This is a genomic window from Streptococcus sp. 29887, from assembly GCF_032595075.1.
Classification (GTDB): domain Bacteria; phylum Bacillota; class Bacilli; order Lactobacillales; family Streptococcaceae; genus Streptococcus; species Streptococcus iners.
On record NZ_CP118735.1, the window covers coordinates 291,371 to 306,842 of the forward strand.

The 15,472-nt window shown below is 34.8% G+C and carries 13 protein-coding genes and 1 pseudogene; 7 read left to right on the forward strand and 7 right to left on the reverse strand.

All coding sequences use genetic code 11. The features are described from left to right. Window positions 1-14: 14 nt before the first annotated feature. The 4 genes from PW252_RS01505 to PW252_RS01520 all read right to left on the reverse strand — a co-directional run bounded on the left by PW252_RS01505 (window position 15) and on the right by PW252_RS01520 (window position 3,580). Window positions 15-278, reverse strand: coding sequence for a helix-turn-helix domain-containing protein (locus PW252_RS01505; RefSeq protein WP_248050222.1), 264 nt, complete (start codon window positions 276-278; stop codon window positions 15-17). Between the two features lie 194 nt (window positions 279-472). Continuing rightward, window positions 473-1,840, reverse strand: coding sequence for a hypothetical protein (locus tag PW252_RS01510; protein ID WP_248050224.1), 1,368 nt, complete (start codon window positions 1,838-1,840; stop codon window positions 473-475). A gap of 107 nt (window positions 1,841-1,947) precedes the next feature. Then, window positions 1,948-2,547 carry a hypothetical protein gene (locus tag PW252_RS01515; protein ID WP_248050226.1) on the reverse strand — a complete coding sequence of 200 codons (600 nt, stop codon included), beginning with the start codon at window positions 2,545-2,547 and terminating at the stop codon, window positions 1,948-1,950. A 67-nt stretch (window positions 2,548-2,614) separates the two neighbouring features. After that, window positions 2,615-3,580: a site-specific integrase gene (locus PW252_RS01520; protein WP_172049421.1), complete on the reverse strand. Its 966-nt coding sequence runs from the start codon at window positions 3,578-3,580 to the stop codon at window positions 2,615-2,617. A gap of 646 nt (window positions 3,581-4,226) precedes the next feature. On the opposite strand from PW252_RS01520, the gene PW252_RS01525 reads away from it, so the two are divergent. The 6 genes and pseudogenes from PW252_RS01525 to PW252_RS01550 all read left to right on the forward strand — a co-directional run. Beyond that, complete coding sequence (locus PW252_RS01525) at window positions 4,227-4,637, forward strand: hypothetical protein (protein ID WP_172097800.1); 411 nt, start codon at window positions 4,227-4,229, stop codon at window positions 4,635-4,637. 380 nt (window positions 4,638-5,017) lie between these two features. Further along, window positions 5,018-5,713, forward strand: coding sequence for a DNA methyltransferase family protein (locus PW252_RS01530; protein ID WP_105100887.1), 696 nt, complete (start codon window positions 5,018-5,020; stop codon window positions 5,711-5,713). Between the two features lie 3 nt (window positions 5,714-5,716). Next, complete coding sequence (locus PW252_RS01535; RefSeq protein ID WP_248050228.1) at window positions 5,717-10,096, forward strand: Eco57I restriction-modification methylase domain-containing protein; 4,380 nt, start codon at window positions 5,717-5,719, stop codon at window positions 10,094-10,096. A gap of 138 nt (window positions 10,097-10,234) precedes the next feature. After that, entirely contained in the window at window positions 10,235-10,597 is a 363-nt protein-coding gene (locus PW252_RS01540) for a hypothetical protein (protein ID WP_105117334.1), read from the forward strand. A gap of 59 nt (window positions 10,598-10,656) precedes the next feature. Then, window positions 10,657-11,619, forward strand: coding sequence for an Abi family protein (locus PW252_RS01545; RefSeq protein ID WP_105117335.1), 963 nt, complete (start codon window positions 10,657-10,659; stop codon window positions 11,617-11,619). A gap of 143 nt (window positions 11,620-11,762) precedes the next feature. Beyond that, a pseudogene (locus PW252_RS01550) lies at window positions 11,763-12,146 on the forward strand (ATP-binding protein); the annotation flags it as partial. 136 nt (window positions 12,147-12,282) lie between these two features. Here the strand turns inward: PW252_RS01550 and PW252_RS01555 are convergent. The 3 genes from PW252_RS01555 to PW252_RS01565 form a co-directional block, all read right to left on the reverse strand. Beyond that, entirely contained in the window at window positions 12,283-12,444 is a 162-nt protein-coding gene (locus PW252_RS01555; protein ID WP_248050229.1) for a hypothetical protein, read from the reverse strand. Between the two features lie 367 nt (window positions 12,445-12,811). Then, window positions 12,812-13,858, reverse strand: coding sequence for a tyrosine-type recombinase/integrase (locus tag PW252_RS01560; protein WP_248050230.1), 1,047 nt, complete (start codon window positions 13,856-13,858; stop codon window positions 12,812-12,814). A gap of 90 nt (window positions 13,859-13,948) precedes the next feature. Next, a complete protein-coding gene (locus tag PW252_RS01565; protein ID WP_002935229.1) occupies window positions 13,949-14,137 on the reverse strand; it encodes a helix-turn-helix domain-containing protein in 189 nt (62 codons plus the stop codon). Window positions 14,138-14,696: 559 nt separating this feature from the next. On the opposite strand from PW252_RS01565, the gene PW252_RS01570 reads away from it, so the two are divergent. Continuing rightward, window positions 14,697-15,464 carry a DeoR/GlpR family DNA-binding transcription regulator gene (locus PW252_RS01570; protein WP_099806802.1) on the forward strand — a complete coding sequence of 256 codons (768 nt, stop codon included), beginning with the start codon at window positions 14,697-14,699 and terminating at the stop codon, window positions 15,462-15,464. Window positions 15,465-15,472 lie beyond the last annotated feature (8 nt).

The window sequence follows — 15,472 nt, forward strand, 5'->3', positions numbered from 1 at the left end:
AAAGTTAGATATTTCTAGTTTTGCGAAAGTAGCCATGAGTCGATGGCTTGTTTGTTGAAACGAACTGTTTTTCCGATCTTAATAGATGGAAGCCCTTGTTTAATCCATGAATCAAGTGTATTGTTTGAGATGCCGAGATACTCACATGCTTGTTTTTTGTTCAGATAGGGGCTATTAAGACCTCGGTTTTCTATGTTGATTTGAATTTCTTTCTTGATCAATTCTGCTATCAAAAGTTGGATTTGTTGGACTTGCTCGTTTGGTAAGATAACTTGCATTTATAACCTCTTCTGTTGATATTTATTATTGGATTTACTATTAGTCATTATGCCACATTGTGAACTAAAAACTGTTAATTTTTTAAAAGATACAGAATATTAATGCTTGTTCATCTTCCGTTTGGGAAGACAATTTTTTTACGAAATGCTGTAATATCAACGTTTTGGAGGTTTTACAAAGTTGTAAAATCATATTAAAAACCGTTAAATAATTCTTTTAAATTCAACAATCGATTCAAAATTAATTTATATAAATCAATTTTATAATGATGTTTTCGACGTAATTTATTGTTCAATGAGTATATTTCATTTCTGAATTCTTTTGGAAAAGTTGGAATCTGTACAATATGTAATTCATTCTTGTTGTAAATTTTATGACACCCTAAACCATGTGCCTTTGCAAAATCAAGAGCATCAAACATCAATCGTAGTATAATCAATACATTCCACGTAATCATCTCAGAAAAATAAAATGATTCAGAATTAATATTTAATTCTTTCTGACTTTTGGCAATCAAATTTTTTCTATACCGTGATCTATTTTCTTTTGATATAAATTTAACATTTATTAGACTAAGTATTTCTTCATCTAAAACTAGCGGAGTGTTTGTTGAATGTGACACGTTAATCTGTTTTTTCAACAATTCTTCGAATGTCGCACGTGGTTTTGCTTTGAAAATTTTGGATAATTCTCTGTCAGTATTTATTACTGATTGTTCGATTTCTTTTATGAAATTGAAGACTCCACTAGAAACTAATTCTTCTAAGTATTGAATGATTTTCAGATCATCAATTTCTGCTAGAACACAGGTACGAAGAAAGGATTTAATCTTATCTTTTTGCAAAACGGTCTCGAAACGATACACTTCAAAATCTTCTGTTTTTGCTTTATCAAGTTGTCCAAGCTTTTTGGCTTTCTTAGTTTTATTGTAAAGAACTTGCTGATTGTTTTTATAGGCATTGGTCGTCAAACGATCATAATCTTTGTCTTTGATACTTTTTGAAGAGGAAGCAAAATTCACTTTCTTATGTGTCAGACAACGTAGAAGTAATGCTCTTGTTTGCAAATGGAAAGCAGATTGTATTGCCATTGTGAAAGCAAGTTCGATTTCTTGGAATTCGCAATGATATATCGTACATGAAATTCCTGTTTCAAGTTCCAAAATCGATAGAGCTCTGTTCAATCTTTTATTAATTCCATCAATTGAAGCAGTAGCAATGTTTAATCCGCCATGAATCAATTGAATACGATAATAATAACTGCCATCATACTGATTTTTTCCCATAAAAAATGAACCAAAAGTCGATGATTTGATATCTAATTCTGAGATGGTGCCTAACTTATCGTATTTCTTCGTGATAGAAAAATTATTTTTCATAGAAGCAGCTAAATCTAATTCCTGGTTGTTGATGTGGAACTGTCCTTTCAATGAAAGAACTACTTTATCTATACCCCAAAATGCATTTGTTACAGAAAAACAACTTTCCATTTCTTTTATATTCTCATCATAGATTTTTTGTTTTTCCTCATCTGACATACCTCTTGTAATTTTTGAGACCATTTTTTCCTCTTTCGTTTCTCGAAATGAATTATGCCACATTCAGAACTTTTTCAGAGAAAAAATAACAAAAAATAGAGATGAACTTCAAAAAATTCATCTCTATTTTTCTATTTTCTTTCTATAACGATATCATCAAGTATATAATTCTCGAAAATGAGTGTTTCCTCTTGAATTATTTTTGTGGTTGAAATTGGCAATGCTGATAAGTAAACATTGTCTCCGATTCTGAAACGTGTTTCATTGACACGCATTTTTGTGCTGTATTGAACTTTTACTTTATTTTTGCAATTATCTTGAATAACTATCTCGATCCAATTTGAATTTGGTTTTAAATGTTTATTAATAACCTTGCCAAAAACAAACATTTTTGCGAAGTGGTTTGGATATGCAAAACCAAAGCTAGGCTTTTTATTGAAGAATACCGCCAATTCCGTCTGCTCTTCTTGGATGGTATCTATAATAATTTCGTAGCTATTCTTTGTACTAATGTTTTCGATATGACCTGATATCGATACCGTCATTCCCTTCTTCAATTGAAATTTTTCACGATTAAAATAACATTTCAAATATGTGTGCTTACGACCGGCGCCGTTTCTGATAAAAAGACCAAGATATGGTACGATATCTTGGTCATTTACTTCAACGATTTTTCCTCTTGCTAAAATTGTGTTTCGATTTAATTTTTGTAGATTATTTTGATTCCTCATTTTATTTTCCTCCATTTCTTCAATATCTACAAAGAAATTATGCCAGAAAACTCAAATCAAAAAATCATTACAGAATGTAATTTGTTACTGTAACTGAGAGACGCCAGTGTGAAAGATTTAATACTGATACGGCCATTAAAGCCAAGCGATTATAAGCAATTGGCATTCCTGACACTAGTGCTTTTGATTTGTTTGTTCCGCGTAATACATATGCTTCATCTCTTAAATCATAAATAAAATTTTTACGCTGTCGTTCGTATTTACTTTGTGACTCGTTCTTCAATTTCTGATGCCCTTCTTCCCATTTGGAGATTAATAACTGTGAAAGTGCTTGTCGCATTTTCGGATTAGCTTGAATTTTTTTTAGGTAATAGAAGTAGCTATCGCGCGCATGTTGTGCGCGTAGGGCATGTAAATTGATTTGGTTGTTCATTTCTTTCTCAGAGAAGATAGGTTCATTTTCTCCTATCCCAGCAAAAGTTTGCTTTACAAACTCGATGTCATTCGGCAGAATATATTGCATTTGTTTTTTTCCGCCTTTGCCACGTTTAACAAGGACGTAACAATTTCCATACTCATCTTCTATTAAATCTGACCCGGTAAGGTTTTTTAATTCGTTCCGACGAATTCCAACAACTTTTTGAAATTGAATCAGCCGAGAGAAGAGAGAGTTCAATTCTTGTTTTTTCCCTTGTTCGTTTGACTCACGTATTCGTCCGCGAACGATTTTATCACTTGAGCGCTTTTGTTTTCTAATTCGGTTTAAATTGATACCGGAAGCTTTAGCTATTGGAGCTAAATATGTGTGGATAGTGGCAGGAGTGTATTGCTTTGGATCATTTTTTAAGTCGTCGTGATATGATTGAAGAACTTCTTCTGTAATATCAGAAATTTTCTTTATTCCATTAACCTTAGCCCATTTTGAGAATCGAGTTGCTGAACGTTTGTATGATGTTCTAGATGTATTATTTGTAACATTTTTTGTTGCTGCGACGAAAATGTCGTGTTTTAATGAATTTCTTTTTCTTGGCATTTTCTTTCTCCTTTCTTTCTTAAAAATGCTTGTTACTGTTAAATTGCCTCCCACCCTTTTTTGTAGAATGAGCTGGGTATGCTCGGAAAAATACACGTTGAGGCTGCCTGTTAGGACTAACGTTTTAAGTAAGATTCAGTAATCACCGTTTTCTTATCTAATGTATTTTTCTATGTCATTGGATTGGTTATTTTTCAAATTTACTTATTACTTTTTACTACTATTAAACACTTATTTTTGTACCATTTTTCTTGATAAATGGTTATTCTGTACGTCATTCCATTCCGTAGAATAACCATTTATTTCATTATTTTTCGATCTCTTTTCTTAAGTCAATGACACCTTAAAAAAGAGAACAATGTCAATTGAAAATGTATTTTCACCGAGCCCAGTGTACTATTCAAATGATAAAGTTTTACCATCTCCTTTCTCTATTCGCTCAATATATTCAATATTATTATGTCGCTTTTTCAAAAAAATAAAAAAACGAAAAACATTTTCGCTTACATGGATTCGCAACACGATTTTTTTGTTTTGAAAAAAGTGGCATACTCAATATAGAAGAAAAAGGAGGCATATCATGTGATATTTAAAATACAAATACTTACTTCAATATGGATTCGAAAACAGTAAAGGAGGATCGAAAATGTTAGAATCCCACAGAATTATTATCAAATTTTTGAAACAAACGATTTTAGAAACAGACATTAAAGCAATGGATTATGGTCATGAAAAAGATTTTGCGATTATCCCGGGAACATTTGATAATGATTATTATGATTTGTTGCTTGAAAATGATGGTTGTGACATTCACTTTAAAATATATTATGAAACGGAAGAATCGGATTGTTTTGTTACGATAGACTTAGAAGATGGATTGCACGAATCAATCCATGTGAAATTTAATTTTTCAAATTGGAAAAATGATTTTCATCAATTTCGCATTACTATGAAAATTATTTTGGAACATTATGTGATTGGATTATGGACTGAAGCGATGGCAGAAATGGAAGTTATTGGAATTGAAAGATTTGTTGAGAAGTATCTAAATATATAATCTTATTTGTTGCAAGAGTGGTTTAGTAAAAAACTAATGGTACTGAGTATTAGGACAGATTTTTACGGAACTAGATCAGATTGTATTTAGATTTATGAAGGATTGTGAGACTTTGGGTGAATGTCAAAAAGAAGTTTAGTAAATACAAAATATGTAAACAGAACCGCAGTAAATTATCTGCGGTTTTCTTGTATTCTGATTATCTGTCAGTATCAGACACCATGTATTGTAAATGAAATTTAAGTTCTGTTCATGCTTTGACTTTTTGAGAGCTAAGTTACATTATTTCAGGTAACTTCAAACACTCTCAGAAATAGTTAAAGTTAGGCATAGAAAATGGTATAATAGGTGGAGATATAAACGTTTTCAAGGAGTAGGTTTTGGAAGAGAGCTTAATTAAATCAAAACAACGTGTTCAAAAACATGGAGAAGTCTTTACACCTGCTTGGATGGTTCAGAAAATGCTGGATACTCCTGGAGTGAAAGAAGCTTGTGAAAGTGTATATAAGACCTTTTTAGAGCCATCTGCAGGCGATGGAAATTTTTTGCAAGCTATTTTAGAGAGAAAGCTAGAGGCTGTGGTCAGACAGTATGACAAACGAAATTGGAAAACAAAGTCTTTGATTGCTCTCTCGTCCATATATGGCATAGAGTTTTTAGAAGATAATTTGGAAGTGGCACGTTCACGGATGTTTCTTTGTTATTTAGATTGGTACGAGCAAGCTTTTGGAACTAGACTAAATAGCAAAAATGATATCTATCAATCAGCACACTATCTTATTCATAAAAATATTGTGAGAGGAAATACCTTGACTCAGCAGCATCCAGTCACAGGGGAGCCTATTAGGTTCAATGAGTGGCAACTGGTCAAAGGGCATCCAAGTTTGGTAAGAAAAATCCCTTTTGCACTTTCAGAACTTTTGGGTAAGGAAGTAGAAGACGATCGGACAGTCGTAGAAGGACAACTGAGTTTTTTTGATATAGATGATGAATTTGTTATTGAGAATGAATCTGTTGAAAAAGCAGATGTGATAAAAGAGATAACCATTCAAAAAGTGTATTTACTAGGAGATTAGGCTATGATTTCAAATTTTGAATTTTTGGCAATTGATATAGATACAGCTGAGCTTTTTAGAACCATAAATATGGCTGAAGAAAATTATACACATGGGGATTATGAAGGCACGCTAACTAAGGTAAGAAAAGTTGCTGAGAATACAGCGAGGTTGGTTGCCGATAGAGAATATTTAGATATTAGTGAGCGCGCCACCTTTAATGACGTACTAAGAGAGATAAGAGACTTTATTCCCAATAAAACAATCGTCGATCACTTTTATGATATCAAGGGAAAGGGGAATAATTCTGCCCATGTCCTTAATCCAGAAGATGCGACAAAAGAAAATGCCTTAAAATCACTAAAACAAGTCTTTGACATACTAGCTTGGGTCATGCTGACCTATATTGAACCGGATATTAAAGCCAGTGCAATTGGTCAGTTTTTAGAACCGAGAGCACAAGAAATGTACACTACGGCTGAGCGGAAGTTTATCTATATTCAAACAGTTAACAATGAAAGTGGACTATTTAATGCCTTTGAAGGGACTCAAAAAATTGGTGAGGGTAGCGTTTCTTCGGATGATATTGAGACAGATTGGTCTCCAAATAGTGACTTTTTACGTACTGTTGCCCCAAAACGTATTAATCAATACATGAAAACATCTGGTCTGCCTTATACGCTTGGTTGGGTAGAGCTTGCTTACAAAAAGGCGACCAAGTCCTGGTTCCATGATTATGATGTGCATAATGTCTTGAAGCGTTCAGGGATTAAACAGGCTGAACAACTGGAAGGAACAGAGTGGTTCAAGACGGATTTAGAGACAGCTAAGGCTGCTATTAAAGCTGTTAAAGAAGGTAGAAATTATCTAAATATTACTGCCAAAGAATCATTTATTGAAGAACCAGTTATCACCCTTCGTCCAGAACAAGAGGCAGCGGTCGAGCAGACGCAAAAAGTCTTTAAGAAAAAAGACCGAATGCTCTGGAATGCTAAAATGCGTTTTGGCAAAACTCTGACGTCCTTGCAATTAGTCAAGAATGAGGCTTTTCAAAAAGTTCTCATCATGACTCATCGCCCTGTTGTGGCGCATTCTTGGTTTGATGATTTCAAGAAAATGAAGATGAGCGCCGATGGGTATGATTATGGCTCAGTCAATCAAGGAGAAACGCTTGAAAACCTGAAGCGAGGAGAAAAACCTTTTGTGTATTTTGCTTCAATCCAATTGCTTCGGTACAATGGTGGACAAGCAAATCTGAAAGATTTTGTAGATGTGGATTGGGATTTGATTATCATTGATGAGGCACACGAGGGAACGCAAACCGAGCTCAGTGACACCGTTATGAAAGAATTGGTCAAAGAGCATACAAAGATACTTGAACTATCTGGGACACCTTTCAATCTTTTGGATCAATTTGACGAGGAGCAAGTCTATACTTGGGACTATGTCATGGAACAACAGGCTAAGAAGAAGTGGGAATTAGAACGTCCAAGTGAGCCAAATCCTTATGAAACTTTGCCCAAAGTATCGATGTACACTTTTGAAATGAAGCATAAGGAACGTTTTTCTGATGAGAGTAAATCGTTCAACTTTAGGGAATTTTTCCGTGTGGCTGAGGATGGTCAACTTGTTTATAAGCAAGAGGTTCGCCAATTCTTAGATAATATCACACATCCAGATAGTCGTACGAACTACCCTTTTTCAACGAAGTCTTATCGTGAAGAGTTGCGTCACACGCTTTGGCTTATGCCAGGTGTTAAAGAAGCTAATGCTTTTGAGGACTTGCTTAAAGAACACCCTATTTTCGGGAAAGAATATAAAATTGTTAATGTTGTTCGAGGAGCAAGTAGCGATGATGGAATTGCTAACGATGCGGACATAGAGAAAGTTCGTTCTGCTATTGGTAAAGACCCTTCGCAGACAAAAACCATTACCCTGACGGTTCGTAAACTAACTACAGGTGTTAATATCCCAGAGTGGACAGCAGTCTTGTTTTTGTCAAATACCAATAGTGCCATGAACTACCTACAAGCTGCCTTTCGTGCCCAGACGCCTTTTTCTCATGAGAAATTGGGAATGAAGACGAATTGTTATGTTTTTGATTTTGCCCCTGACAGAGCCTTGACTGTCATGGCGGAGAGTGCCCAGATTAACTCAGGTGTAGGGAAAAAGAATACGCAGGCTCAAAAACAAGCCATGGCTCGTCTTCTAAACTTTATGCCAATCTTAGGGACTTCAGACAATGGAATGAAGACCTACGATGTGGATAGAATGTTGACACAGCTCAAGAAAGTTTATGCTGAAAAGGCAGTGCGGTCAGGTTTTGAAGACGACAGTCTATATAATGACAATCTTTTAACTTTAACTGCTGATGATGCAAGCATGTTTACCAAACTCAATGCTATCGTTGGTAAGACACAGAGTCAAAAAACGCCTAAGAAAGTTGTAATCAATGAAAATGGATTGACAACTGAAGAGCATGAGCAAGCTGAAAAAGCTAAAAAGAAACCAAAAGCTAAACGAACAGCAGAAGATCTAGAGGTTATCGAAAAACAAAAAGAAGCGAAGAAACAGCGGAAAAATATGATTTCTATTTTACGCGGGGTTTCTATCCGTATTCCGATGATGATTTACGGCATGGCAGTCGATTTATCAAAAGACATCACCATTCAGGACTTTATCAAGCAGGTGGATGATGAATCGTGGAAAGAGTTCATGCCAAAAGGTTTCACCAAGGGAATGTTTAGTGAGATTACCAAGTATTATGATGCTGAGGTCTTTATCGAGGCTGGTCGTATCATCCGTCAGCGTGCGAAATCATTTGATGATCTGGACTTCATCGAGCGGGCGGAGCAGATTGCAGAGCTGTTTGGGACCTTTAAAAATCCTGACAAGGAAACTGTACTGACACCTTGGCGCGTGGTCAATCTACAAGTATCTAAGTCAGTAGGCGGATTGAACTTCTATGATGATAACTTTGAGTCGGCGACAGATGGTGCGAGGTCAAATCTTCACTGGGTAGACAATGAGATTACCTCATCTATTTATCAGAGAGAAACTAAAATTTTAGATATCAACTCGAAGACAGGTCTCTATCCCCTTCATAGTGCCATTAGTCTGTATTATCAACGAGTGGCAGAAAATGATGATAACCGTTTTGAAGCTGACCAAGTTTATCAGGAGATTTTAGCGAATAATATCTATGCTATTGCCAAAACACCAATGGCAAAAACCATTACCGAACGTACACTGACAGGTTATAGGAAGTACAAAACCAATGTGACTTACATAGAAAGTCTGACAGATACCCTAAAAACAGATAGTGAGCAAGGTAAAAAACTAGTCGAGGAGGCATTTAACAAGGTGAAATTTGATGTAGTGATAGGAAATCCTCCGTATCAAAATGAAGGGATCGGAGATGTTGCTCGTGATGAGCCAATCTATCATAAGTTTATGGATTTGGCTTATGAAGTTGCGGATAAGGCGGTTTTAATCACACCCGCTCGTTTTCTCTTTAATGCCGGTCAAACTCCGAAAGCATGGAATCAAAAAATGCTGGCTGATGAGCATCTAAAAGTGATTTATTTCTCTCAAAAGTCAGATGAAGTCTTTCCAAATACAGACATCAAGGGTGGCGTAGCTGTAACTTACCGAGATACTAAGGAAAATTTTGGAGCGATTGAAACCTTTACGCCAATAGAATGGTTAAATGACTTGTTTCATTTAATCCGTCATAAAATTAAGAGGTCATTTAATGAATATCTCTACGGACGTAGTAGTTATAAATTGACTAAATTAGTTTATGAGGAAAACCCAGAATTAAAAGGGCGTATTAAACAAAGTGAAGAAAAATCGATTGGTTCAAATATTTTTGATAAATTGCCTGAAATTTTTACGGATAGTCCAAAAAATACAGAGTGTATTCGTATTTATGGTAGACAAAATAATGAACGTGTCTATAAGTGGATAAAGAAGACTTATGTTCAAGAACATGATAATTTGAATAAATACAAAGTTTTACTTCCGAAGTCAAACGGAAGTGGGGCGATAGGCGAAGTTCTATCGACCCCACTCGTGGGTACCCCACTCGTGGGTACCCCACTCGTGGGTCACACACAAACCTTTATTTCTTTTGGTGCTTTTGATACCGAGAGGGAAGCTGAGAATTGTTTGAAGTATATTAAAACAGATATTGCGCGTGCAATGTTAGGAACTTTAAAAATTACTCAGGATAATGCTACTAAAGAAGTTTGGAGCAATGTTCCGTGGTTTGATTTTAATGACTATTCTATCATTGACTGGTCGAAATCTGTTGAAGAGATTGAAAGACAGCTATATGTTTACTTTAATGTACCAGAAAGTATTATTGTTGAACTGAAAGCTAATGTTAGAAGGATGGACTAGAAAAAAGAATGCGTCTAACTCGGACATTGATTGGTCACAATCAGTCGCCGAGATAGACGCACAACTCTATCGAAAATATGGGCTTTCGGATGATGAGCTTGAATTTATTGAAAGTAAAGTGAAGGAGATGGGGTAAGAATGGAAATCTTAACAGCGTTTATTACATCGGGTATTGTTGGAACGCTTGTAGCAGAATATTATCAACGAAAAATGTTAGTGAAGATAACAAAGCGCAATTTTGTGATTGAATTATTTAGTTTACGCCATACGCTAAATCAGGGGTATAATGGGGATTATTCCGAAATAAATAAAGCTTTAGGAAAAATTCCAATTATCTTTTCTGATAACAAAGACGTTCTATCTTGTTATGATGAAATACTGACTGGTGCAGATAATAAAAAATTTCTACGCCTGTTAAAAGCGATGTGTAAAGATAAAAATGTCAAAATAAATATTTCTGACTGGGACGATGAAATGCTGATGAGGACTCTCTTTGTTTAATATTTTGAGATACTCAGGAGCGGTATTAATTATTAAAAATTAGAAATACAGGAGGAACCGTGGAAAAAGGAAAATCAACCAATGCATTGATGAAGCATATTAGAACGATGCATGGAATAGATATAGGTGGTTCTAATCATAAGAAAATGTTGTTGCGAATGGGCTATTATCATGGATATAAGGGCTATCGTTTTTATCAAGAAAGAAGGAATTTATTCTCCTTTAGCCATTTTGATGAAATTATTGCTGTTTATAACTTTGATACTGCTCTCAAAGATTTATTATTTTCACCCTTAGTATCTATTGAAACCTCCATTAAAAATTATATTTTAGATGAGTTGGTCAGTGAGTCAAATCCAACATTTGAAAGTATCTACAGCGAAAAGTTAACAGACTACCATCGTTTTAGTGGTTCAGATAAAACGATGATGTTGAATAATCGGTTAAACCTTCAAAAAAATATTCACAGTAGCGTCCATATGAATTATGGTAAGAATAAAATGGTAACACATAAAATTAATTCAGGGGAACCTATACCGCTATGGGTAATGTTTGAGATTGTTTCACTTGGTAAGCTGGGCGATTTTGTAAAACAAATGCATAAAGAGGATCGAAAAGAAGTGCTCACTAATCTTGGAATATATGACCATATGGATACGAATGCAGATCATTTAACGAATCATATCTTTATTTTGAATGAATTAAGAAATGGTATTGCACATAATCATATTATTTTTGATACTCGCTTTAAGAATCGCAGGATAAATAATACTTTATTAAATGATTTGAGGATTAAATTTGGTATTACCAATATATCATTTAAATCTATAGTCGATTATTTATCTCTTATCATCATGTATCTAAAAGCTTTTGGTTATTCAAAGACGGAACTAAAAAGATTAACAAGAGAATTTAAACGAATTATCATCGATTTGAAGAATGTAATTCCAACTAGTGAATTTAATAGAATTCTTGGGACGGATGCTTTTAATAAACTGAAAAAAATCGATGATTACATTTAAAGAAGTAAGGATAAATAGTTGACGAAAAAATTTTCAAATGGTAAAATAGTAACATCGATAGCGGTGTAGATTGCTAGAGACTACACCTAGTGGCTTCTGAATTCATTTCGGGAGCCATTTTATTTTGCTATCATCACGTAAGGGTTCGTGAGATGAATAAAGGTGTTAAACGTATCTACTCGGAAATGGAATCAGCCTTTCTCCATGAACCAAAATACTCAGAACCTGGAAACAAGGTTGTTCTGACGCTTGAAAATAATATTGTCAGCCGACACCTACGAACCAGAGACAGTTTAGAGAAACAGTTTACTGATTTTGGCGACCTTAATGCGGATGAGCAACTGATTGTCCACTATATGTATAATTCAGGCGAGAGAATGACAACGGCAAAAGCCATTGAGCTTACAGGTAGGAGTCGATCATTTGTTGTTAAATTACTTCATAATCTTCGTGACCTAGAAATCATTACTTGGTTTGGTTCAAGTAAGAATGACCGCAATCAATATTATCTTTTGGTTGATAAGTGATTGCAGTCAGGGTACTATTAGTAATAAGAATACAGTAGAATACAGTAGAATACAGTAGAATACAGTAGAATACAGTAGAATACAGTAGAATACAGAAAAAGCGGTTATCAACAATCAGGTCGATAACCACTTTTTTTCACTTATCCGCTAATTCTTTCAATAATTCATCGTATTGATTCCTAGCATTTTCTAATTCTTTGTCAAAGTCAAAAGTTGGCCCAGCTTTGAGAATGCTGGTTTCTATATTCGGTTCCTCTTTGCAAACTTTTGTAGTACTGATACTCAGTGGAACATTCATTAGCTACGCCTCCCAATTTTGTAACTATATTATACATAGAGTGTGTGAAAATTAAAAATGAATACTTTGGGGTGGTGCATTTTCTAGAATCAAGAATAAGGTAAACTTTGGTATTTTCTGGTCCGATTTTGCTTATTTTGCTCGAAAATTTACCTTATTTTGATGAAATTAGTTGAAATTGGATGAAATTTTAAGTTTTGAAAACCCGTGAAAACGTTGATATTAAAAGCTTTTGAAATTTATTCAAACAAAAGTTTTTAAAACCAGGTCTTAAGAAAGCACGTAAAGCTAGCCAGTTCTCAAAACGTTAATCAAAACCTTATTATACCAACGATTATGGCACTTTTTTGGTGCCAGTTGGTGTTAATTATAATGATAAGTCGTTTAAGAGACTTAAAGCATCGGCATCTTGCTGGTGCTTTTTTTCTGGCATCAATTCTAGATAATACTGTTGTGTTGTTAAGATAGAGTTATGACCTAGACGACGAGAAATATAGTCTAGGCTAATATCTTTTGAAAAGAGAAATGAGGCATGCGTGTCACGAAGTCCATGAAATGTCGTTTTTGTTAATCCCAGCTGTTTTAACAGCTTTTGAAGTTGACTAGCTTGCTTGAATCCATTCCAATCAAAGATATAGCCTTCTTTTGTTTGTGCAAGTTTTGTCACAGCTTGATAAACATCTTCGTTGATGGAAATATCACGCTTAGAATGTTTGGTTTTAAGCTGGGTATCGTCATTAGTTGGACTAATTGATCGAAGAATTTTGATACCATATTCAAAAATATCTTCTTTTTTAATTCCTAAAAGTTCTCCACGCCTTGCTCCTGTCTCAAGGGCGAGAGCAACAAGAACATTAAATTCATCCTCAGTATGACTTAGGCAGTATTGTCTGAGTTTTTTAAATTCTGTGATAGATAGTGGTATATTTCGTTTAGGTTGTTCTTGTCCTTTTGCTTTCAAAAGATGACCAAAGTCATTACTAATCAAACCACGAGCATACGCATATTTCAATGAACCACGGATTTTAAGAACAAGTTCTTTTACTGTTTTTTTAGAGTGGGTTTCAGCATATTGGTCGATTTTCTTTTGCATGACGAGATCGTCAAGGTGTTTAAGTTGAATACCACCAAAAAGGTCATCAACTATTACGAGAGTTCGTTTATAGTTAATAAAGGTGGCTTCGCGAACGTCATTTTTCTTGACCGTATGGACCCAATTTCTATAAAAATCAGGAAATAGGGTGGAGCGTTCGGCAATGTTTTTGCCACGACCTTTTTCAAGTTCCATTTCTAGTGTCCAAAGCTCAGCATCTTTTCTGTTGCTAAAGGTTTTGGTTTCTCGTTTATATTCTCCTTTCTTATAAAGTGATACAGTTGCACGGTAAGAGTTACCACGTTTTGTTATTGTTGCCATTTTATCAGCCTTTCTATAAAAAATGATTGATAAAATAGACTAGTCACATATAGGATATATGAAAAATCTAATTTTATCAATCATTATCCGTCAATCGCAGTGGCTTTCAATAAATTTAACCAGTTTTGACTTCAAATAGCGCTCTTGTTTTCCTACCATAAAGCATTGAAAGTCTGGGTGACTTCTGATGTACTTATCAAATGATTTAGGATCTATTCCAAGTAGTTCCGCTGCTTGTTGTCTATTTAACAGAAGAGGAGAATTATTTTGAGGTAACATATAGAATTCCTTTCATTTTCTAGATACAAGTATTATGCCACATGTGTAATGAATTGAGGCTAGATTTTTGAAAATTGTTCAATGTTACCTAACGTTTCAATAAAATATAAGCGTAGGAACGAGGAAATTCCTCTGGTCTATTGTGTCCCAGAGCCTTTGTCACAATTTTACAAGCTTTTCTGTCGAGCGAGATGCCAACTAAGTCTGTGGTATAGGTAAAAGGCAGGAGATTTCGATATTTTCTGCCAATTTTTATTTATTCTACTGATGCTATTATTGAGATAATCTCATTTTTGATGAGATACGTGTTTAGCGTGAGTAAACTATCGTTACTCATCGCTAAACACGTAGGCTTGCAGCCCAAAAAGAAAGCACCCATGCTTTCTTTTTTCCTTGCAGTCGGTTCTAACGAACTGATGTTTTGCGAACCGCGCAAAACCTGCTCGCGAAGATTGCTCGCATAATAAAGTTGTAATGATCATTTAAAACAAATGTTCAAAATTCCAACATATTCTTGTTTATTTTTGATATAATGTAACAAAACAACAAAGGATTAAACATGAATAAACGAGAACGACTCGAAGAAATTACACGATTGGTAAACAAAAAAGGCACAGTTCGAATTTCTGAGATTGTTGAATTGCTAAATGTTACTGATATGACTGTTCGACGTGATTTTATTGAATTGGAAGAGCAAGGTGTCTTAACAAAAATTCACGGCGGTGCTAGAAGTAATAAGGCTTTTCAATATCGGGAATATTCCCATTCTGAGAAACACATTCAGAATAAGGAAGCCAAGCAAGAGATAGCGGAAAGGGCTGCACAACTGATAGAAGATGGAGACACGGTATTTTTAGGTCCAGGAACAACAGTGGCCTTTCTGGCTGAGGCCATTAAAAATCCTCGCCTAACAGTCATCACAAACTGTATGCCTGTTTTTACCATCCTATCTCAAAAGAAGACTGAGGAGTTTCAAGTCTTTCTTCTGGGGGGAGAATATCGCCAAGTGACAGAATCCTTTGTAGGAGAAATTACCAATACAAGTTTAGAAAAAATGCGATTCAGCAAGATTTTCTTTTCAGGTAACGGACTTAAGGGAACTGATGTCATGACCTCTACCCTAGCTGAAGCCTATACGCAAAATATTGCCATTAAGCATTCTTTAGAAAAATATCTACTGCTGGATGCCTCAAAAATTGGAAAAGATGATTTTACTTCTTTTTGTGATTTGAATGATGTAACTGCTCTAGTGACAGATATGAATGCAAAGGATGAAAATTACCAATTATTAAGTAAGTACATCGAAATTATCACTACAAAATCATAAAGTTATCA

What these genes read in the sequence shown, in the direction of transcription:
- PW252_RS01505 (WP_248050222.1), bottom strand. Translation starts at nt 278, where the DNA reads ATGCAAGTTATCTTACCAAACGAGCAAGTCCAACAAATCCAACTTTTG.
- PW252_RS01510 (WP_248050224.1), bottom strand. Translation starts at nt 1,840, where the DNA reads ATGGTCTCAAAAATTACAAGAGGTATGTCAGATGAGGAAAAACAAAAA.
- PW252_RS01515 (WP_248050226.1), bottom strand. Translation starts at nt 2,547, where the DNA reads ATGAGGAATCAAAATAATCTACAAAAATTAAATCGAAACACAATTTTA.
- PW252_RS01520 (WP_172049421.1), bottom strand. Translation starts at nt 3,580, where the DNA reads ATGCCAAGAAAAAGAAATTCATTAAAACACGACATTTTCGTCGCAGCA.
- PW252_RS01525 (WP_172097800.1), top strand. Translation starts at nt 4,227, where the DNA reads ATGTTAGAATCCCACAGAATTATTATCAAATTTTTGAAACAAACGATT.
- PW252_RS01535 (WP_248050228.1), top strand. Translation starts at nt 5,717, where the DNA reads ATGATTTCAAATTTTGAATTTTTGGCAATTGATATAGATACAGCTGAG.
- PW252_RS01540 (WP_105117334.1), top strand. Translation starts at nt 10,235, where the DNA reads ATGGAAATCTTAACAGCGTTTATTACATCGGGTATTGTTGGAACGCTT.
- PW252_RS01555 (WP_248050229.1), bottom strand. Translation starts at nt 12,444, where the DNA reads ATGAATGTTCCACTGAGTATCAGTACTACAAAAGTTTGCAAAGAGGAA.
- PW252_RS01560 (WP_248050230.1), bottom strand. Translation starts at nt 13,858, where the DNA reads ATGGCAACAATAACAAAACGTGGTAACTCTTACCGTGCAACTGTATCA.
- PW252_RS01565 (WP_002935229.1), bottom strand. Translation starts at nt 14,137, where the DNA reads ATGTTACCTCAAAATAATTCTCCTCTTCTGTTAAATAGACAACAAGCA.
- PW252_RS01570 (WP_099806802.1), top strand. Translation starts at nt 14,697, where the DNA reads ATGAATAAACGAGAACGACTCGAAGAAATTACACGATTGGTAAACAAA.